The sequence below is a fragment of the Methyloceanibacter sp. genome (assembly GCF_041573655.1).
GTDB lineage: Bacteria > Pseudomonadota > Alphaproteobacteria > Rhizobiales > Methyloligellaceae > Methyloceanibacter.
Genome location: NZ_JBFFQD010000024.1, coordinates 16,886 through 36,034, shown reverse-complemented (window position 1 = coordinate 36,034; position 19,149 = coordinate 16,886). Strand labels below are relative to the sequence as shown.

General features: G+C 63.7%; 16 protein-coding genes. 7 read left to right on the top strand and 9 right to left on the bottom strand.

Annotated elements, in window-relative coordinates:
- A partial coding sequence (locus ABY454_RS07585; protein WP_372929580.1) for a transglycosylase domain-containing protein occupies window positions 1–994 on the top strand: 994 nt, incomplete at its 5' end.
- An 83-nt stretch (window positions 995–1,077) separates the two neighbouring features.
- Entirely contained in the window at window positions 1,078–1,278 is a 201-nt protein-coding gene (locus ABY454_RS07580) for a hypothetical protein (RefSeq protein WP_372929578.1), read from the top strand.
- Between the two features lie 24 nt (window positions 1,279–1,302).
- On the opposite strand, the gene ABY454_RS07575 is transcribed toward ABY454_RS07580, so the two are convergent.
- Window positions 1,303–1,689, bottom strand: coding sequence for a phasin family protein (locus ABY454_RS07575; RefSeq protein WP_372929577.1), 387 nt, complete (start codon window positions 1,687–1,689; stop codon window positions 1,303–1,305).
- A 185-nt stretch (window positions 1,690–1,874) separates the two neighbouring features.
- Here ABY454_RS07575 and ABY454_RS07570 point away from each other — a divergent pair, with 185 nt between their 5' ends.
- Window positions 1,875–3,587: an OPT family oligopeptide transporter gene (locus tag ABY454_RS07570; RefSeq protein ID WP_372929576.1), complete on the top strand. Its 1,713-nt coding sequence runs from the start codon at window positions 1,875–1,877 to the stop codon at window positions 3,585–3,587.
- Between the two features lie 58 nt (window positions 3,588–3,645).
- Window positions 3,646–4,719 carry a hypothetical protein gene (locus ABY454_RS07565; RefSeq protein WP_372929575.1) on the top strand — a complete coding sequence of 358 codons (1,074 nt, stop codon included), beginning with the start codon at window positions 3,646–3,648 and terminating at the stop codon, window positions 4,717–4,719.
- A 13-nt stretch (window positions 4,720–4,732) separates the two neighbouring features.
- On the opposite strand, the gene trxB is transcribed toward ABY454_RS07565, so the two are convergent.
- Window positions 4,733–5,695: a thioredoxin-disulfide reductase gene (gene trxB, locus ABY454_RS07560; RefSeq protein WP_372929574.1), complete on the bottom strand. Its 963-nt coding sequence runs from the start codon at window positions 5,693–5,695 to the stop codon at window positions 4,733–4,735.
- An 83-nt stretch (window positions 5,696–5,778) separates the two neighbouring features.
- Window positions 5,779–6,846, bottom strand: a complete 1,068-nt coding sequence (locus ABY454_RS07555) for a mitochondrial fission ELM1 family protein (protein WP_372929573.1) — start codon at window positions 6,844–6,846, stop codon at window positions 5,779–5,781.
- 127 nt (window positions 6,847–6,973) lie between these two features.
- Between ABY454_RS07555 and ABY454_RS07550 the strand changes: the two genes are divergently transcribed.
- Window positions 6,974–7,471, top strand: coding sequence for an Lrp/AsnC family transcriptional regulator (locus ABY454_RS07550; protein WP_372929572.1), 498 nt, complete (start codon window positions 6,974–6,976; stop codon window positions 7,469–7,471).
- Between the two features lie 3 nt (window positions 7,472–7,474).
- Here ABY454_RS07550 and ABY454_RS07545 read toward each other — a convergent pair whose 3' ends face one another.
- Genes ABY454_RS07545 through ABY454_RS07525 form a run of 5 tightly spaced genes read right to left on the bottom strand, consistent with a single transcriptional unit; the run spans window position 7,475 to window position 14,564 of the window.
- Window positions 7,475–8,821: a TIGR03808 family TAT-translocated repetitive protein gene (locus tag ABY454_RS07545; protein ID WP_372929571.1), complete on the bottom strand. Its 1,347-nt coding sequence runs from the start codon at window positions 8,819–8,821 to the stop codon at window positions 7,475–7,477.
- A complete protein-coding gene (locus tag ABY454_RS07540) occupies window positions 8,818–9,423 on the bottom strand; it encodes a hypothetical protein (protein ID WP_372929570.1) in 606 nt (201 codons plus the stop codon). The genes ABY454_RS07545 and ABY454_RS07540 overlap by 4 nt, the downstream gene beginning before the upstream one ends.
- Window positions 9,424–9,478: 55 nt before the next feature.
- On the bottom strand, window positions 9,479–10,495 hold the full coding sequence (gene meaB / locus ABY454_RS07535) for a methylmalonyl Co-A mutase-associated GTPase MeaB (protein ID WP_372929569.1): 1,017 nt from the start codon (window positions 10,493–10,495) through the stop codon (window positions 9,479–9,481).
- A 52-nt stretch (window positions 10,496–10,547) separates the two neighbouring features.
- Complete coding sequence (gene scpA / locus ABY454_RS07530) at window positions 10,548–12,710, bottom strand: methylmalonyl-CoA mutase (protein ID WP_372929568.1); 2,163 nt, start codon at window positions 12,708–12,710, stop codon at window positions 10,548–10,550.
- Window positions 12,711–14,564 (bottom strand): methylmalonyl-CoA mutase family protein, encoded by a 1,854-nt coding sequence (locus ABY454_RS07525; RefSeq protein WP_372929567.1) that lies wholly within the window; start codon window positions 14,562–14,564, stop codon window positions 12,711–12,713.
- A 160-nt stretch (window positions 14,565–14,724) separates the two neighbouring features.
- Here ABY454_RS07525 and ABY454_RS07520 point away from each other — a divergent pair, with 160 nt between their 5' ends.
- Both ABY454_RS07520 and ABY454_RS07515 read left to right on the top strand, forming a co-directional pair.
- Window positions 14,725–16,398, top strand: a complete 1,674-nt coding sequence (locus tag ABY454_RS07520; protein ID WP_372929566.1) for a helicase HerA-like domain-containing protein — start codon at window positions 14,725–14,727, stop codon at window positions 16,396–16,398.
- Window positions 16,399–16,437: 39 nt separating this feature from the next.
- On the top strand, window positions 16,438–18,312 hold the full coding sequence (locus tag ABY454_RS07515; protein ID WP_372929565.1) for an ABC-F family ATP-binding cassette domain-containing protein: 1,875 nt from the start codon (window positions 16,438–16,440) through the stop codon (window positions 18,310–18,312).
- 51 nt (window positions 18,313–18,363) lie between these two features.
- Here the strand turns inward: ABY454_RS07515 and ABY454_RS07510 are convergent, their stop codons facing one another.
- A complete protein-coding gene (locus ABY454_RS07510; RefSeq protein WP_372929564.1) occupies window positions 18,364–18,972 on the bottom strand; it encodes a superoxide dismutase in 609 nt (202 codons plus the stop codon).
- Window positions 18,973–19,149 lie beyond the last annotated feature (177 nt).

Below are 19,149 nucleotides of genomic sequence, written 5' to 3'. Positions count from 1 at the left end.
GCGCCGCGCAACGCAAGCCGCCATGGTCGTAATGCGCTCGGACGGACGCGTGCTCGCCATGGTTGGCGGCCGCGACTATGACCAGAGCAAGTTCAATCGCGCAGTACAGGCGCGCCGCCAGCCTGGCTCCTCGTTCAAACTGTTCGTCTACCTCGCCGGCTTGCGAGCGGGGCTCAAGCCTAGCAGCATCGTCGTCGACCAGCCGGTGCGCGTTGGGCGCTATACGCCTCGGAACTTCGGCAATCGTTATCTCGGCACGATAAGGCTGCACCGCGCATTCTCCTCGTCCGTCAACACCGTGGCGGTGCAGATCGCAGAAGCGACGCGGCGCAGGCCCGTGATTCAGGCCGCGCGCGACCTTGGCATCACCACACCACTCAAAGCGCGTCCGAGCCTGGCGCTGGGTGCCTTCGAGGTGACCTTGCTTGAGATGACAAGCGCCTATGCTGCCGTGGCCGCCGGCGCCTATCCGGTGAAGCCTTGGTCGGTCACCGGCTACGAGGAGATCGACCTGGAGGTCACGCCGCCTAAGGGCGCGGGCCGCTGGCGGCTTAACGAGCGACAATATATGCGCGCGCTGCTGCGCGCCGTGGTCAAGAACGGCTCAGGCCGGAGGGCAAAGCTCCCCGTCAATTCGTTCGGCAAGACCGGCACCAGCCAAAGATATCGCGATGCCTGGTTCATTGGCTTTGCCGGCAATCTCGTCGTGGGCGCGTGGGTCGGAAACGACAACTCCAAACCCATGAAGGGAGTCACGGGGGGCAGTCTGCCGGCGGAGATCTGGGGCAGGTTCATGCGCAAGGCGATCGAGCATGATGGCTTCAGAAACAACGGACGTGTGGCCGCCTTTGACGCCAAGCCTCGCAAGCGTAAAGTGAGGTTCGTCAAGGCCGGCTTCTGGCTGGACGCCGGCAAGGCCAACAACAAGAAAAAGCAGAAGCAGAAGAAGAAAAACAAGAAGCGCAAAAAGAACAAGAAGGCCAAGAAGCGCTAAGGCCAGCGGGTTGTGGCCAAGGGAGCCATGATCCTCGGGGAAGGGGCAAGCCAAACCACTGCGAATCAGGCATGATTCCGGTCATGGCGGATCGTTCCAGACTTGCCACCGAGCGCATGAGCGTCAGCATCGTTCGCGCGGCGCCGCGGATCGGGCGTCAGCGCGTTACGTTCTGCGCGCTGGAGGGATCTTTGCTGATCCTCATCGAGGCGGACAGCGAGGATGAGGCGCACGCGATCTGCGCCGAGCAAGGGCTCGAGTTTCACTCGCTCTGCGAAGGCTGACGGCGCCTGGCTGGCAAAGCGTGCCTAGTCCTTCTTGGGCGGCTTCGACTGCATGTTGCGGAAGGCGTCGGCCATGAGCCAGGAGAGCTGCTGAGCCTGAATGCCAAAGGTCTGCATCTGAGTCTGCACGTAGCGGCTCTGGAGCGTCACGACGTCCTGCATATCCTTGGCATTGGCAAGATCGCTGGCGAGCGAGAAGGACCGTTCCGCGTTCTCCTTGGCAAAGGAGACGGCACGCTCTTGCAGGGCCTTGAAGTTGCCCGCCTCGGGGGCGCCGGTCGACGACCAGGCATTCATAGCTTGGCTCATGAACTCCATGAACTGGCCATAGGCCACGCGCGCCTCCTCAACGTTCTTCTCAGCGAGTTCGCGCATTTCGGTCGGAATTTCGAACATCTTATTGTCTGGCATCGGTTCCCCTTAAGCCCGGTTTTCTTGGCCTCGCGGCCTCTCAGCCGGTCGTGGTAGTAGCCCTAGATTACAGCATTTTTCGGCAATCACACTATGGTCTGCGACCTTAAGGAAGGCTTGCCTCCAAGGTCTATGGCGGGCTTGGCGCTTGGTGAAGGCCCTGCTTCGTGGCACCAAGCGCAGCAATGACGCCTCAGACCGATTCCCCGGCGCCTGGACCTGCGGAACTGACACCGCGCGCGCTTGCCACCGGCCTCCTCCTTGGCGCGCTGCTCGCGCCCTGCAACGTCTATTCGGGCCTGAAGATCGGCTGGTCGTTCAACATGTCGATCACGGCGCTGTTGCTCGCCTTCGCCTTCTGGATGCCGCTTGCGCGGCTCTGCAAGCTCGCGCCATGGGGCATGCTCGAAAGCAACATCAATCAGACGACGGCCTCCGCAGCAGCGGCGATCACATCGAGCGGCTTGGTGGCACCCATCCCGGCCCTGGCGGTGATGACGGGCGAGAACCTGCATTGGGCCCCGCTGACGATGTGGGTCTTCACTGTGAGCTTTCTCGGCGTGTGGGTCGGTTGGTATTTGCGGCCGCGCATGATCGTGCAATCGAACCTCGTCTTCCCCGCGGGCATGGCGACGGCCCAGACCATGCTGGACATGTTCGCGCATAGGCGAGAGGCCATGGCGCGGGTGAAGGTCCTGCTGTCGGCGCTGATCGGCGCGGTCCTGTTCAACGTGGTCGATAAGCTGGTGTGGCACATTCCGCGGCTGGGGCCTTCGGTGACAGCCTCGAAGCTCACCTTCGTTTTCGATCCATCGCTTCTGTTGATCGGCTTTGGCGGCATTATCGGCCTGCGCGCCGGCCTTGGCCTCTTGTTCGGCGCGCTGATCGCTTGGGGGCTCATTGCGCCTCAACTGATCGCGCACGACATCGTTATCGTCTCGCAAGACGCGTCGAACTGGTTCGAGCCGCTCGTGGGCTGGCTTCTTTGGCCTGGCGTCGCCATGATGCTGGCCGGAAGCCTTACAAGCTTCGGGGCGTCGCTGCTCGACGTGTCAAAGCCGCATAGACGCCCGCAGGCCCGCGCGCAAACTTCCGGCAGCGGCAGGCTGCAGTTCGCCGGCTTCGTGGCCGCCGCCGCGCTCGCCATCGCGCTTCAGATCATCTTGTTCGACGTGCACTGGACCATGGCGCTTGCGTCCATTCCCATTGCCTTTGCGCTGGCCACTGTGGCAGCGCGGGTCGTGGGCGAAACGTCCGTCGCGCCCATCGGCGCGATTGGCAAGCTGTCTCAGCTCTCCTTTGGTGTCATGGCGCCCGGTCAGCCCATCACCAATTTGATGACGGCGAATGTCGCAGGCGGCGCCGCAGGACAGTCGGCGGATCTCCTGAACGATTTCCGCGCGGGCTACGAGGTCGGTGCGCATCCCGCCCGTCAGGTCGCGGCCCAATGCGCGGGCGTCGTTGTGGGGAGCCTGGTCAGTAGTCTCGTCTACCTGATGCTGATCCCGGATCCTACGACGCAGCTCTTCACGCCCGAATGGCCGGCGCCGGCGGTCGCGGTTTGGAAAGCCGTGGCCGAAGCGCTCAGCCATGGGCTGAACGGCATTGCGCCGTCGGCGCTCATCGCGATGGCCATCGGCGCGGTGCTCGGTATAGGCCTCGCGCTGGCGGAGCGCTGGCTGGACAAGAAATATCTCCTCTTCGTGCCGAGCGGGGCCACGTTGGGCCTTGCGTTCGTGATTCCCGCAAGCACGTCGCTAATGCTGTTCGCGGGCGCCGCGCTTGCCAGTCTTGCACACAAGTTTGCGCCCAACTGGTCCGCGCGGTTCCTCTTGAGCGTGGCGGCAGGGCTCGTGGCGGGCGAAAGTCTCTTCGGCGTTGTCTCGGTATGGTTCTAAAGGCTCATCCGCACAGATATCTCACTGGCAAGCCCCGGGAGGTCTTGTTTTGACGACCGTGACGACTGGCATGATTGGCGGTGGCTTCTATAACCGCCACTCTGCGCCCCAAGCGAATGCACTCGAATATGTTCTGCCTTGGCTCATCGAGGCCGCCGCGGCCATGGATCTCTCGCCGGTGCCCGAGGCGGTCACTCTGGCGGACTTCGGATGCTCGGAAGGCCAAAACTCGATCAAGGTGATGCATGCGGTGCTGCCGGTCTTGCGGTCGCGCACCAGCCGGCCGCTGGTGACGATCCATAGCGATTTGCCGACCAATGACTTCTCCGAGGCGCTGCTGGCGCTGCGGCCGCAAGGCCAGTCGGTGTTCGGAGAGAACACTTATTCGGCGATCCTCGGTGGCTCGATGTTCGACCGGCTCCTGCCGCCGCGCTCACTCCATGTCGCCATGACGTTCAATGCGGTCGGTTTCTTGAGCCGGCGGCCGCTCGATCGTCTGCCGGGTTACATCCTGCCGAATGGACCAAGCGCGCTGCGCAATGTCGGTGCGGTGACAGAGACCGAAAGGAGCGCTTTCGCCGAGCAGGCAGGCGCCGATCTGGAGAGCTTCTTGCGTGCCCGCGCGGTGGAGCTTGTGCCCGGTGGGAAGCTGTTGGTTCAGGTGTTCGGGATGGGTGAAGAGTATCGCACCTGTGATGGCCTCTACGATGTCCTGAACGATGCGGTTTTGGAGGCGGTTACCTCCGGTCAGATCGATCCGGCGACGTACGACGCCTACTACCAGCCCGTCTATTTCCGCACGCTCAAAGAGCTGCTCACGCCCTTAGAGGCAGGCACGGGCGTGTGCACCGACTTGTTCAGCATCGACCGGGCCGAGTTCTATGAGGTGCCAGTCCCCTTTGTCGAAGACTTCAAGCAAAACGGCGCCGCCGCAGCCTATGCTAGCGCTTACACGCGCTTCTTGCGTGCTTTCACCGAGCCGGTGCTGCGCCTTGCGCTAGGTGACAATCCAAAGACGGATGCAGTCGTCGGCGATGTGTTCGGCCGTGTCGAGCAGTTGCTGACTGCGCATCCGGAGCGTTACCGGTTTGACTATGTCAGCGTGGCAGCACTTATGACCCGCACCGGCTAGCCGAAGGGACGCGCTACTCGGCGGCTTCGGCGTGGGCTTCCATCGCCGCCAAATAGCGCTCCACGTCGAGCGCCGCCATGCAGCCCATGCCGGCAGCGGTGACGGCCTGGCGGTAGACGTCGTCGGTCACGTCGCCGGCGGCGTACACGCCCTCAAGGCTCGTCGCTGTGGAGCCGGGTTCGGTCTTGATGTAGCCGCCTTGCTTCAGCGCGAGCTGATCCTTGAACAGCTCGGTCTGCGGTGAGTGACCGATGGCGATGAACACGCCGTCGATAGGCATGGTGGTCTCATCGCCCGTCTTGGCGTTTCTGAGCTTGGCGGCCGTGACGCCAAGAGGATCCTCATCGCCCAGCACCTCGGCAAGCTGATGGTCCCACAGCACCTCGATCTTGGGGTGCTTGAACAGGCGCTCTTGCAGAATCTTCTCCGCGCGCAAAGCATCGCGCCGGTGCACCAGCGTCACCTTGTCGGCGAGGTTGGCGAGATAAAGCGCTTCCTCTACGGCGGTGTTGCCGCCGCCGACTACGATCACGTTCTTTCCGCGGTAGAAGAACCCGTCGCAGGTGGCGCAGGCCGACACGCCGAAGCCCTGGAACTTGTCTTCAGAGGGAAGGCCAAGCCAGCGCGCCTTGGCGCCCGTGGCGATGATCACCGCATCGGCGGTGTACTCGGTGCCGCTGTCGCCTTTGAGCTTGAAGGGGCGCTGCTTGAGGTCGGCCTCGACGATGGTGTCGGCGACGAGATCGGTGCCGACATGCTCGGCTTGCGCGCGCATCTGGTCCATGAGCCAGGGGCCCTGGATCACATCGGCGAAGCCGGGATAGTTCTCCACGTCCGTGGTGATGGTCATCTGACCGCCGGGCTGGATGCCTTCGATCAGGACCGGCTCCAGCATGGCCCGCGCTGCATAGATCGCGGCCGTGTAGCCGGCCGGACCGGCGCCGATAATGATCACCTTGGCGTGACGGGAACCCATGGAAGAAGCCTCTCGGTTCAAATTAGGAAGCAAGACGTAAGCATGCCCGCCGCTCTGCGCAACCGGCTTTGGGCGCCGCCGTTTTACGCTTTGGTTTCAAGATCAAGCGCCTCGCGAATGCGCGCGGCGACCATTTCGGTGTCGTTTATCGGGGCATAGGTCCACGATTCGAGGTGCCCTTCGAAGGGACGCGTGGCCCCACGCTCGCGCATCAGGGCATGGAAGCGCGCAAGTCGCGTCGAGCGGCCGGGCATGGCCTGCACATAGACCGGTTTGCCGGTTCCCGCCGCTTCGGTGACCATGTTGACGGAGTCCTCGGTGACGACGATGGCGTCCGCCAGCGCGAGAAACGCGAAATAGGGGTTGTAGCCCGTTTCGTCCCAAACGAAGTGGGGCGTGTCGGCGATCGCCTTGGATAGGGCGTCAAGCGACTCCACGCGGGTCCGCCGCGAGGGCGTGACCAGAAGCGATCCACCCGTTTCGCGGGCCATATCCGCCAGCTTCGCGCCAAAGGCTGCCGCCGTCTCCGGGGGAAAGCTGAAAGCTTGGCTCTCGCCGCCGAGCTCCACCGCGACACGGGGGTGGGGCAGCTTCGCGATGGTGGGCGCAAAACGTTCGCCTGCTTCAGCGAGCCGTTCCGCGGTGACGCCGTGGACAGCGCCGAAGGTGGTGATGACGTTCGGGCCTTCGAAATTGTCGTGGGCTGGGGCCGCGACCAGGTCGAAGAGGCGCGCGGGCACTTTCGGATTTTGAATGTGAAGGGCGTAGGCGCCTGACAGCCGCTTGATCGCCAGTGCCATGGGAACGCCGCGCCGGCCGATCGAGATGATTAGACGCGGCCAAGGCGGCTCCAGAGCCTCGTTACTCTTCGTTTGGCGGAGTAGGGCTTGTGGCGGCAGGAGGAGCTGCCCCGGCGCGGGCAGGAGCCGCAGGAGCCCTTTGGGGGCGACCCGCTTCAGGGCGTAGGGGAGGCCGACGGCTTCGGCCATGGCGATCCCTTGCGCCTCCATGCCGACGGACCCATCGGTGACGATCCACGTCTTGGCCGTGCGGGCCTTGCGGCTCTCGGCAATCAGCGCGGCGGCGCCTTCGGCATCTCCGCCGGGCGTGCTCTGGGGGTCGCCAAAATTTCCGGAATGGGGAACGTTCAATTTCTTTTCGATTCTTTTGCGAGGAAGACGTAAAGTTGCGCAAAGCCGAAATTTATCGAAGCTTGCGGGCTCATTAGGCGCCTTCTAGCGCGTTGAGCCTGTGATCGTCCAGGGAGCTTGAGTACCCATGCGCGCCGCCCGCCTCGATGCCACGGACTGGTTGATTCTGCGCGAGCTTCAAGCGGACGGGCGGATCACCAATATTGAGCTAGCCCGCAAGGTCGGGATCTCGGCGCCGCCCTGTCTGCGCCGGGTGCGGGCGCTGGAAGAAGCCGGGATCATCGAGGGCTTCACCGCGATCCTCAACGATAAGGCGCTCGGCTTCGACGTTTCCGCCTTCGCCATGATCAAGCTGCACAGCCAGGCCGAGGCCGATCTGATTGCCTTTGAGGAACGGGTCGCGGCATGCGCGATCGTGCGCGACTGCTACATGCTCTCCGGTGAGATCGATTTCCTGCTGCGCTGCGTGGCGCCGGACTTAAGCGCCTTCCAAGAGTTCATCATCCACGAACTGACCGCCGCGCCGAACGTGGAGAGCGTCAAGACGACGCTCGTCATCCGCACCTCCAAGCACGCCGCGGGCGTGCCGACGGAGCTCGTCTCCGGCGAGATGCGGGCGAAGTAGCCGTTAGCGCGCGACGTTGGCGTAGACCGCGAGATTGCGGTAGGCCTCGGCGCTCTCGTGCGCCAAGTCTGGGCCGACAGGCGTTCGGCCCTTCATGGCGCGGATCGCGCCGTCCTTGGCGCCGTCGATCAGATTGTCGGTGATCAACGCAGGACCGGCGGACGGGTCGACCGACACCGCGATGCCGACATGGCTCTTGCGGATCACGTTGTCCGTGACGCTGACATCACGCAAATACTTGGCCCAACCGGCGAAGATGCCATAGGCCGGCGCGCCCTCGATGACGTTGCCGGTGACGACGGTGTCGGCCTCGACGCCGATGCCGACGCCGCGAACCTCGCCCTGCTTCCGCAAGAACAGATTGCGGATCACATTGCCTTGCACCACAGCGAGCCGGCCACCTTCGTTGAAGTTGGTGACGGAGATGCCCATAGCCGCGGTGTCGACGATGTTGTTGGCGACCACGGCGCCTTGGAATCCGAATTCGGCATAGAGCGCCACCTCACCGAGCCGGGTGCAGGAATTGGCCACCATCTGGCAGTTCGAGCCGGCGTTGGAGCGGATGGCGGAAAAGGCGCAATCGGCGATGCGGTTCTGCGTGATCAGCACAGAGCCCGCACGGAACACATTGATACCATTGCCGTTCTGTCCGCTGCCGCCGCTCTTGGCGCCAATGCGCTCGATGCGGTTGGCACTGACGATTGTCCCGTCCTCGCCTGTCTTGGACCGCCAAACGAGAATGCCGTTGTCGCCGCAGTCGTGGACGTGGTTGTGGCTGATCTCGAGGCCGTTCGCGTCTTCGCTGACGAGCGCACCTTTGGCGATCGTGTCGATCTCGCACTCGGCGACGCGCCCAGCGGCCTTGCGCAGCGCGATGCCCTCTTCGCTCGAGCCCGTGACGCGGCAGTCCGCAATGTCGAGGTGCGTCGTCTCGGTGGCGATGATCAGCGCGCCGTTGTCGCCAAGGGGCTTGCCGTCGCCGTCGAGGACGAGGCCCGACAGGCGCACATTGTCCGTGCCTTCGGTCTCCAGAATGGCCCGGCCGCCTGCATGGCGGAGAATCGTGAGCCCCGGCACACCATGAATATGCGTGCCAGTTTTTAGGACAAGCCGTTCTGTCGCGTATGTACCGGCGGGAAGATAGAGCGGTGTGCCGGCCGCAGCGGCTGCGTCGGCGGCTCGTTGTAGCGTCGCGGTCTGATTGATGGCGCCGTCCGCGGGCACAATGCCGAACGTGCTGAAGGCTTCCGGCGCGCTCGTGTCGCGAGCGGCCGCGCTATGCGGGTCAGCTGCCGCGGTAAGCCCGGCGCCAAGGCCGGCCAGCATGAACTCTCGGCGGGCAATCTTCATTGCCGTGCTTCCCTGGCTTCGACGACGAAGCGCAGCGCTTCTTGCGCGGCGCTCAGGAGATTTTTCTCCTCGAGGTCGCCGCCTTGCGCGCGCATCAACGGCACATGGATAAAGATCGTGTCGCGGCCGCGCTCGCGCGCCCATTCGAGCGAACGGTAATAGAGATAGTTGCAGAGATAGCGGCCGCAAGAGCGCGAGGCGTTCGCGCCGTGGCCTTGGGCACGCAAGTGTGCAGCGAGCGCGTTTACGGGAAGCCCGCTATCGAGGCGGGGTTGACCGTTCGGCGAAATGGCGGACTTGGGTGGAAGGGCCCCACGCGCATCGGCCCGGCGCAGGGCGCGGTTATGCGCGCTGTGCTCGATGCGAAGGGCCTTCGCGGTCTGGCTCACGCCAAAGTGAATCATAACATCGGGTTCCAGGTCGGCGTAGAGCTGCGGGGTGCGCGCGGCCACGGCGTCCCATTCGGTCGGCAGGATCTGGCCATGGAGGTCCAAACCGCCTTCCGGTGTCCGTGCGGTAAGCGTTTCGGCGAGCCAGCCCGAGGGGTTCTCGTCGACGCCGGGAAAGGGACCAAAGCCCGTGAGGAGGACGCGCGGTGCCATATCAATGGCTTACTAGGGGCTTGGGCGCGAGGGAAGGAAATTCGCGTGAGCGTGGTTACTCTTGTTCTTTCTCGGGCTCGTTCAACCCCACGAGCTCGGCCAGGGCCTCGGCCCCTTCTGTCGGGGTCAGCGTGCCGTTGCGCACCTGCTCCTCAATGTCCTGGTATTGCCGCGCCGCGCGGCGGCCGCCCTTAAAAGCGGCCAGCAGACGCTGTTCAAAGATCTCGCGCATCCAGGCCGTGGCCTGCTCGGCGCGGCGCTCATCGAGAATGCCCGCTTCCGACAACGTGCTGTGGCATTCGCCGATCTTGTCCCACAGCGCGTCGAGGCCGGTGTTGTCGCGGGCGGAAAGTGTCAGCACTGCGGGCTGCCATGCCGCGCTGCTCGCGGCGAGGATATGCAGAGCCGCACGGTACTCGGTGGCGGCGCGGTTGGCGCGTTCGATATTGTCGTTGTCGGCCTTGTTGACGGCGATGATGTCGGCCAGTTCAAGGAGGCCCCGCTTGATGCCTTGCAGCTCATCGCCCGCGCCTGGAATGGCAACGACGACGTAGACGTCCACCATGTTGGATACGGCGGTTTCGGATTGGCCGACGCCCACCGTTTCGACCAGGACGACGTCGAAACCTGCTGCTTCGGCAATGGAGATGGTCTCGCGCATGGTCTTGGTCACCCCGCCGAGGCTCGCGCCGGCGGGCGAGGGGCGGATATAGGCATCGTCCTCGGAGGCGAGCTGTCCCATGCGCGTCTTGTCGCCGAGAATGGAGCCGCCGGTGCGCGAGGACGTGGGGTCCACCGCAAGCACAGCCACCTTGTGGCCTTGGCTAATCAGGTTGACGCCGAGCTGGTCGATGAGGGTCGACTTGCCGGCGCCGGGTACGCCGCTGATACCGACGCGGATCGCCTTGCCCGTGTCAGGCAACAGCGTCTTCAGAAGATCGCGCGCACGGGCCTGGTCCTCGGGCCGCGCGCTTTCGATCAGGGTGATGGCGCGCCCCAGGGCCACGCGGTCGCCCGCGCGGATGGCCTTGGAGAGGTCCTTGACGGTTTGAGTGCTTTTCTTGCCGCTCATGACATGCGGGGGTAGGGGCTAACGGGCCGAAGCGCAAGCTGCGATCGTCGCGTCACTCCGCGGCGTCGGCCTTGGCGGCATCGATGCCGAGCTTGGCGAGGATATCAATGGCAGCATCGGCGATGGGCGTGCCCGGACCGAAAATGGCCTTGGCACCGGCTTCATAGAGTTCTGGATAGTCCTGAGGCGGGATCACGCCGCCCAGCACGATCACGATGTCGCCGCGCCCTTGCGCTTCCAACGCCTCGCGCAATGCCGGCACCAGCGTCAGGTGGCCGGCTGCCAGCGACGATACGCCGAGAATGTGCACGTCGTTTTCGACTGCCTGGCGCGCGGCCTCTTCCGGCGTTTGGAACAGAGGTCCGATGTCGACGTCGAAGCCAAGATCGGCGAAGGCCGAGGCGATGACCTTCTGGCCGCGATCGTGCCCGTCCTGGCCCATCTTGGCGACCAGGATGCGGGGCCTGCGGCCATGCTCGGTCTCGAAAACGTCGATCAGTTCTGCAACGCGGGCCATGTTTCCGTCCTTGCTGCGACCCATCTCGGATTTATAGACGCCGGTGATTGCCGAAACGTTGGCGCGATGGCGGCCATAGATCTTCTCCAGCGCGTCGGAGATCTCGCCGACGGTGGCCTTGACGCGGGCCGCCGCCACGGCGCCCTCCAGAAGGTTTCCCGTGCCTGTCTCGGCGTATTGCGTGAGCGCGTCAAGGGCTTCGCGTACGGCCGCTTCGTCCCGCTCGCCCCGCAGACGCTCCAGCTTCTCCAGCTGCTGACGTCGCACGGCACGATTGTCCACTTTGAGAATGGCGATGTCCGCGTCCTTTTCGGCGCGGTACTTGTTCACGCCGACGATGGTCTGCCGGCCGGAATCGATGCGGCCTTGCGTGGCGGTCGCCGCCTGCTCGATCATGCGCTTGGGGATGCCGGCCTCGATAGCCTTGGCCATGCCGCCGAATTTTTCGACCTCTTCGATGTGCTGCATCGCTCTGGCCGCGAGATCGTAGGTCAGCCGCTCCACGTAATAGCTGCCGCCCCACGGGTCGATGATGCGCGTGGTGCCGCTTTCCTTTTGCAGCATGAGCTGGGTGTTACGGGCGATCCGCGCTGAGAAGTCCGTGGGCAGAGCCAGCGCCTCGTCAAGCGCATTGGTGTGCAGCGACTGCGTATGGCCTTGCGTCGCCGCCATGGCCTCCACACAGGTGCGGATCACGTTGTTGTAGACGTCCTGCGCCGTGAGACTCCAGCCGCTTGTCTGGCAGTGCGTGCGCAGCGCCAGCGACTTGGGATTCTTCGGCGCGAACTCATCCATCATGAGTTTCGCCCAGAGCAGACGCGCGGCGCGCATCTTGGCGATCTCCATGTAGAAGTTCATGCCGATGGCCCAGAAGAAGGAGAGCCGGGGCGCGAAGGTATCGACGTCGAGCCCTGAGGCGATTGCCGCGCGCACATATTCGATGCCGTCGGCAAGTGTGTAAGCGAGCTCAAGGTCCGCCGTCGCGCCGGCTTCTTGCATGTGATAGCCGGAGATCGAGATCGAGTTGAAGCGCGGCATCTCCTTCGACGTGTAGCCGATGATATCGGAGACGATGCGCATCGAAGGCTCGGGCGGATAGATGTAGGTGTTCCGCACCATGAACTCTTTGAGGATGTCGTTCTGAATGGTGCCCGAGAGGTCCTTATGGGCGACACCTTGCTCTTCGCCGGCGACGATAAAGAGCGCGAGCACCGGAAGCACCGCGCCGTTCATGGTCATGGACACAGAGACCTGATCGAGCGGGATACCGTCGAACAGGGTGCGCATGTCGTAGATGGAGTCGATGGCGACGCCCGCCATGCCGACATCGCCGGTCACGCGGGGATGGTCGGAATCGTAGCCACGATGGGTGGCGAGATCGAAAGCGATGGAGACGCCCTGCTGACCGGCGGCGAGGTTGCGGCGATAGAAGGCGTTGGAGTCCTCGGCCGTCGAGAAGCCGGAATATTGGCGCACCGTCCAAGGACGCTGCACATACATGGTGGGGTAGGGGCCGCGTAAGTATGGCGCCACGCCGGGAAGCCCATCGAGGAAGTCGAGGCCCTTGAGGTCCTCACGCCCGTAGACCGGCCTGACGGCAATCCCTTCCGGCGTCTCCCAGGCCTCGGCGCCTGGCTCGAGCGCCGGCTCGCGCGGGTCCTGGAAGTCGATCTCGGTGAATTTCGGAATCCCAGCCACTCAAGCCCCCAAATTCTCATATGCGCCGTGCAGCGTCGAAAGTGCGTCGGCCCCCGCCGAGACAAAGCTCTCGATGCCGGCCGCCTTAAGCGCGGTCTCAAGCTCGCCGGGCTTGCCCGCCAGATAGATGTGTTGCGCGCCGATGTCCTTGAACGCACGGGCTGCCAGCGCGCCCTCGCTCGCATAGACCTTGTCCGAGGAGCAAAGACAGACGAGCTTCGCGCCGGACGTTTCGAAGTCCTGTAGCATTTCGTCCAGGCTCTGCGCGGCTTCAGGTGCGACGGCCTCGATGCCGCCTGCTTCGAACAGGCTTTTGGCGAAACTTGCGCGCGCGTTGAAGTCGGCCGGGCGCCCCAAGCAAGCCAGATAAATCTTAGGCCGCGCGTTATGCGCGGCGAGATAGGTATCGCTTCGGTCGCGCAAGGCCTCGAAGGACTCCGCGGCGCGTGCCGGCCTCAAAGGCTCGGCCGTCTGCTCGCCGTTGGTGTCGCGCGGCGCAGACTTTGCGCCGTCGAGAACGGCAACTGCGTCCTCGCCAAGATCAGGAAAATCGCTGGTACCAATGAGAGCGTCCTTGCGGCGCGCCATGGCCGCTTCACGCGCGGCGCGCGCCTTGGCGACGGCGCTCTGAATGAGTCCGGACCGCAGAGCCTCGGCGGGGCCGCCTTCGTTCTCGATCGCTTGGAACAGTTTCCACGCTTCCTGGCAGAGTTCGCCGGTCAGCGACTCCATGGCGCCCGATCCGGCGGAGGGATCTGCGACGCGATAAAGGTTCGACTCTTCGAGAAGGATGGTCTGCGTGTTGCGGGCAACCCGGCGGGCGAACGCGTCAGGCAGTCCGACGGCCGCGCTGAACGGCATGATAGAGATTGCGTTCGCGCCGCCAACTGCGGCAGCGAGCGCGGCAATCGTGCCGCGCACGATGTTTCCTTGCGGATCGCGCTTGGTCATCATGCGCCAGGCAGTCTCGGCGCTAACAAAAGCAGGCTCGGGCTCCAGCCCGCATGCCTCTTCGACGCGCGACCACAATTTCCGAATGCTGCGGAACTTGGCCGTGGTGAGGAACTGGTTCTGGTCTGCGGCGAGTCGGAAGAAGACGAGACGGCGTGCGTCATCGAGCGGTACGCCCCCGTCATGTGCCGCGCGGACATAAGCGAGTGCGGTGGAGAGCGCGAAGGCCAGCTCCTGGGCTTCGGTGCCCCCGGCGGCATGTACGGGCCGGCCGTCGCCAACGGCCAGTGGGCTCTTGAAGCCTTGCGCGACCAACTCCCCTGCCAGGTTCGCGAAAAAGTTCGCCATGTCCGGCCAGACCACATTGTTCCGGCCATTGACAGCGAGTACGCCGATGGGGTCGAAGCCGAAACGGATGTTGACGTCGCTCGGTGCAAGTCCGCGCTGCTGCACGAGATTGGCGAGCATGCGCCCTGTGTCTTCACAGAGTGGACCCATCTGAAGTTCGACGGGAACGCCCCATTCGAAATGCACGCCGTCGAGCGCTTCTTTCAGAAGGCCTTCCGACGGCGGGACCGCGAAGCCGTAATCGCCGACCGAGCCTTCGAACACGAGGCTAAGACCGCCGGCGCCACTATTGAGATCTTCGAGGATCTGCCGATTGGCCGTCCTGCCGTCGGCGATCTCGATGCGTTGCGTGACTTCCCACGGTATGCCCGGCGCGCGGCCAGGCACGACGTCCGCATCGCTCGCCCGGCCATAGAGTGGCTCGATGACGATGCCGTCATAGCTCTTCGATTCAAGCGAAGAGATTGATGCGCCTTTGAGCGCCTTTTCCACCAGCGCCTTCCAGGCTGCCTCATCGGCGGGCGGGAAGTCGCGGGCGAGGGGAAGTTCTGCCATTTCCACTAACCCTAGAATGATCCTAGATTTTTCCTAGCACGAAGCTTGGGCGCCGAGAAACCTGGTGGAATACCAGAGAAAATGGGGCAATGGCCACCTTGGCGTCGGGCTCGGGCTACCGCTAAAGTGCCGCAGACCAAGATGCGACGAGGAGAGGGTCATGGCGAGGCGGAGCAGGACGCCGGAGACGGGCGACGATACGGAGGACGAGACGGCAACGACGAAGCCGGGAAAGCGGGCAGCCAAGAAGAAGAGGGCCGCGAAGAGACCGCGAAAAACCGCCCGTAAGTCCGCCAAAAAGAAAGCCGTGCCGAAGGCCGCCGAAGCGGTGGCGGATCCTGCTCCTATTGAGTTGCCGGACGATTGCGTCTTCATCGGCAAGAGCGACAAGCCCGAATACATCCTTCTGAAGCTCGCCAACCGCCACGGACTCATTACCGGCGCCACGGGCACGGGCAAGACCGTGACGCTGCAAGGGCTTGCGGAGAGCTTTTCGGACCAAGGCGTGCCGGTATTTTGCGCCGACGTGAAGGGCGACCTCTCGGGCGTCGCCGAGATGGGCGTGGAGAAGGGCTGGATCAAAGAACGCGCCGCGATGCTCGGATACGAGGTCCCGTACAGTGCCCATCCGGTGATCTTCTGGGACCTGTTCGGTGAGCAGGGACACCCCATCCGCACGACCGTCACGGAATTGGGGCCGCTTCTTCTGTCGCGCCTGATGGATCTCAGCGATGCGCAAGAAGGCGTGCTGAATATCGCTTTCCGCATCGCCGACGACGAGAAACTGCCGCTTCTCGATCTGAAGGATCTGCAATCCTTGCTTCAGAACCTCGCCAGTCGCGCGAAGGACCTCACCACGAAATACGGCAATGTCAGCAAGGTTTCGATCGGCGCCATCCAGCGCTCACTTCTTGTGCTGGAGCAGCAAGGCGCGGAGTACTTCTTCGGCGAGCCGGCGCTGGACGTCAGGAAGGACTTGATGCGCAAGGACTCAGACGGGCGCGGCTATATCAGCGTGCTCGCGGCCGACAAGCTGATGCAAAGCCCGCGGCTCTACGCGACGTTCCTCCTGTTCCTGTTGTCGGAGCTGTTCGAGGAGTTGCCGGAAGTCGGCGATCCCAAGAAGCCCAAGCTCGTTTTCTTCTTCGACGAGGCGCATCTGTTGTTCCGCGATGCGCCCAAGGTTCTCTTGGAAAAGGTCGAGCAAGTGGTTCGCCTCATTCGCTCCAAGGGCGTCGGCGTCTACTTCGTGACGCAGAACCCGCGCGATATTCCCGACACGGTGTCGCGGCAGCTCGGCAACCGCGTGCAGCACGCGTTGCGCGCGTTCACGCCTTCGGAGCAGAAAGCAGTGAAGGCCGCGGCTGAAACGTTCCGCGAGAATCCGGACATCGATACCGAGACGGCGATCATGGAGCTGGGGATCGGCGAGGCGCTGGTCTCGACCCTCGACAAAAAGGGCCAGCCCAGTATGGTCGAGCACACCTTCATCAAGCCGCCATCGTCGCAAGTGGGCCCGCTGAGCCCGAAGCAACGCAGAGCCATCATCGAGGATAGCCCTGTCGCCGGCGTCTATGACGAGGTTCTGGACCGCAAGTCGGCATATGAAATTCTGAAGAAGCGGACCGAACAGCGCGCCAAGGAGCTTGCCGAGGCCGAGGCGGCCGACGAGAAGACCAAGACCTCCCGTAAGAAGTCCGGCGGGCGGCGTGGCGACAGTTTCTGGACGGCGCTCGGAAAATCCGTCGTGCGCTCCGTGGTGCCGATGGCAACGCGGGTGCTGGAGGACGCTATCAAGCGCAATACCATGGGCGGCATTTCGCGCCGCCGCTAAGCGCGCAGACTCTCATCGTCCTGTGCTATCACGCCCGCCATGTTCACGCTTGATGCCATCTCTTTGCGGCTTGGCGGCCATGTTATCTTGGACCGCGCCAGCGCCGCGCTGCCGCCCCGGTCCCGTGTGGGGCTCGTGGGACGCAACGGGGCGGGGAAGTCGTCGCTCCTAAAGCTCATTGCCGGGGTGTACGAGCTTGATGGCGGCCGCATCGAGGCGCCGTCGGGCACGCGCATCGGCTATGTGGCGCAAGAGGCGCCGGGCGGTTCGGCAACGCCCTTCGAGACAGTTCTTGCGGCGGCGGAGGAGCGGGCCGCGCTTCTGGCGGAAGCCGAGCATGCAATGGACGCGCACCGCATCGCCGAGATCCACGAGCGGCTCAACGCCATCGATGCTCATGGGGCGCCTGCGCGGGCCGCGCGCATCCTCGCGGGGCTCGGCTTCTCGGAGGAGGCGCAACATCAGCCCTTGGAGACGTTTTCCGGCGGGTGGCGCATGCGTGTGGCGCTTGCAGCGCTTCTGTTCTCCGAGCCAGACCTGCTGCTGCTGGATGAGCCTTCGAACCATCTGGACCTGGAGGCGGCGCTATGGCTGGAGTCGTTCCTCAAAACCTACCGTAACAGCCTCATCGTCGTGAGCCATGAGCGCGACCTTCTGAACCATGTCGTCGACTACATCCTGCATGTGGACCACGGCAAGGCGACGCTCTACGCGGGCAATTACGACCAGTTCGAGCGGCAACGCCGCGAGCGGCAAGCGCAAGCGGCGGCGGCGCGTGCGAGCCAGGAAGCCAAGCGCAAGAAGCTGCAGGCCTATGTGGAGCGCTGGCGCTACAAGGCGCATACGGCGCGTCAGGCCCAGAGCCGTTTGAAGGCCTTGTCGCGCATGGAGCCGATTGCGGAAGCGCTGGACGATGCCTCCTTGGTCTTCGACTTCCCGAGCCCGAAGGAGACCAAGCCGCCGCTTCTCTTGCTTGAGGATGCGTCGGTCGGCTACGTACCCGACACGCCGGTCTTGTCAGGCCTTGACTTGCGCATCGATCCGGATGACCGCATTGCGCTGGTGGGACGCAACGGCAACGGCAAAACAACGCTGGCGCGGCTCCTTGCCAAACAGCTTGCTCCGATGACGGGCAGGATTGCGGCAAGCGGCAAGCTCACCGTCGGCTACTTCGCGCAGCACCAGATCGAAGAGCTGGTGGCTGACGACACGCCGCTTCAGCACATGGAACGGCTTCTGCCGGGTGCAAAGCCCGGCGAGGTGCGGAACCAACTCGCACGGTTCGGATTTTCAGGTGACAAGGTGAGTGTCGCGGTGCGTCAGCTCTCCGGCGGTGAGCGAGCGCGGCTCTCACTGGCGCTCATCACGCGGCAGGCGCCTCATATTCTCATCCTTGACGAGCCGACCAACCATCTCGACGTTGATGCGCGCGAGGCGCTTGTGCAGGCGCTCGCCGCGTTCGCCGGCGCCGTGATCGTCGTGAGCCATGACCGGCACCTCTTGGGGCTGATCGCCGACCGTTTGTTGCTCGTAGCCGACGGCACGGTGCGGGAGTTCGACGGTAGCTTGGACGATTATCGCGATAGCGTGTTGAGCGTTGCCAAGTCCGGCAAGGGCAACGGCAAAGCGCCGGGCCCGAAGGTCAACCGCAAGGAGAAGCGTAAGGCGGCGGCGGATGCACGCGAGCGCACCAAAGCTTTACGCAAGGCCGTCGTGCAGGCCGAAGCGGATATGAAGGCGCTTACTGTGAGGCGCGATGCGCTCGATGCAGACCTGGTGAATGCGGCACCGACGGAAGCGAGCGCGCTCATGAAGCAGCGCGGTGCGTTGACGCGCGACATCGAGGAGGCGGAAGCGCGTTGGCTGGAAGCGAGCGAAGCGGTCGAAGCCGCCATGAGCGAGGTTTACGCGTAAGCAAAACGGGCGCCCCGAAGGACGCCCGCTGCAATCGTTTGTGTCCGCGCGCTAGGAGGTCGGCGCTTGCGCGTAAAGCTCCTCGACATGATCCCAGTTGATGAGATGGTCGAACCAGGCTTCGAGATACTTCGGCCGCGCGTTGCGGTAGTCGATGTAATAGGAGTGCTCCCAAACATCGCAACCAAGGATTGGCCAGCCGCCATGCACGAGCGGGTTCTCGCCGTTCGGCGTCTTGGTCACTTCGAGCTTGCCGTCCTTATTCAGCGTCAGCCAGCACCAGCCTGAACCGAACTGGGTCATGCCGGCCTGGATGAAGTCGCCGCGGAACTTGTCGTAGCCGCCGAGATCGCGGTCGATCAGTGCGAGGATCGAGCCCGGGATCTTCTTGCCGCCGCCGTCCTTCTTCATCCACGGCCAGAACTGAATGTGGTTGAAGTCTTGGGCGGCGTTGTTGAAGACGCCGGCATCCTTGCCGAAGCTTTCCTTGACGATGGTCTCGAGGTCTTTGCCCTCGTAACCAGTGTCTTTGATCAACTTGTTGAGGTTGTCCACGTAAGCCTTGTGGTGCTTGTCGTGGTGATATTCGAGCGTTTCAGCCGACATATAGGGCTGAAGCGCATCGTAGGCGTAAGGAAGGGGTGGGAGTTCGAATGCCACTTTCGGGTCTCCGCGAAAAATGGGTTGAAACGGGAAAGATGAGGCAAGCTAAAGCCTCCCCGAAAGCGAAGCAAGCGGCGGGAAAAACGTTTCGCGTTTGGTGAAGGGGGTGGGCGTGGAGCCCCTGAACTCCACGCCCGGTGCCGAGGAAGGTTCGCTTCATCAGTTACAGGGATC

Coding starts and splice junctions, on each gene's coding strand:
- meaB (WP_372929569.1), bottom strand. CDS start 10,495: ATGAGCGGCAAGAAAAGCACTCAAACCGTCAAGGACCTCTCCAAGGCC.
- ABY454_RS07550 (WP_372929572.1), top strand. CDS start 6,974: ATGCGCGCCGCCCGCCTCGATGCCACGGACTGGTTGATTCTGCGCGAG.
- ABY454_RS07520 (WP_372929566.1), top strand. CDS start 14,725: ATGGCGAGGCGGAGCAGGACGCCGGAGACGGGCGACGATACGGAGGAC.
- ABY454_RS07540 (WP_372929570.1), bottom strand. CDS start 9,423: ATGGCACCGCGCGTCCTCCTCACGGGCTTTGGTCCCTTTCCCGGCGTC.
- ABY454_RS07575 (WP_372929577.1), bottom strand. CDS start 1,689: ATGCCAGACAATAAGATGTTCGAAATTCCGACCGAAATGCGCGAACTC.
- trxB (WP_372929574.1), bottom strand. CDS start 5,695: ATGGGTTCCCGTCACGCCAAGGTGATCATTATCGGCGCCGGTCCGGCC.
- ABY454_RS07525 (WP_372929567.1), bottom strand. CDS start 14,564: ATGGCAGAACTTCCCCTCGCCCGCGACTTCCCGCCCGCCGATGAGGCA.
- ABY454_RS07515 (WP_372929565.1), top strand. CDS start 16,438: ATGTTCACGCTTGATGCCATCTCTTTGCGGCTTGGCGGCCATGTTATC.
- ABY454_RS07580 (WP_372929578.1), top strand. CDS start 1,078: ATGGCGGATCGTTCCAGACTTGCCACCGAGCGCATGAGCGTCAGCATC.
- ABY454_RS07545 (WP_372929571.1), bottom strand. CDS start 8,821: ATGAAGATTGCCCGCCGAGAGTTCATGCTGGCCGGCCTTGGCGCCGGG.
- ABY454_RS07570 (WP_372929576.1), top strand. CDS start 1,875: ATGACGCCTCAGACCGATTCCCCGGCGCCTGGACCTGCGGAACTGACA.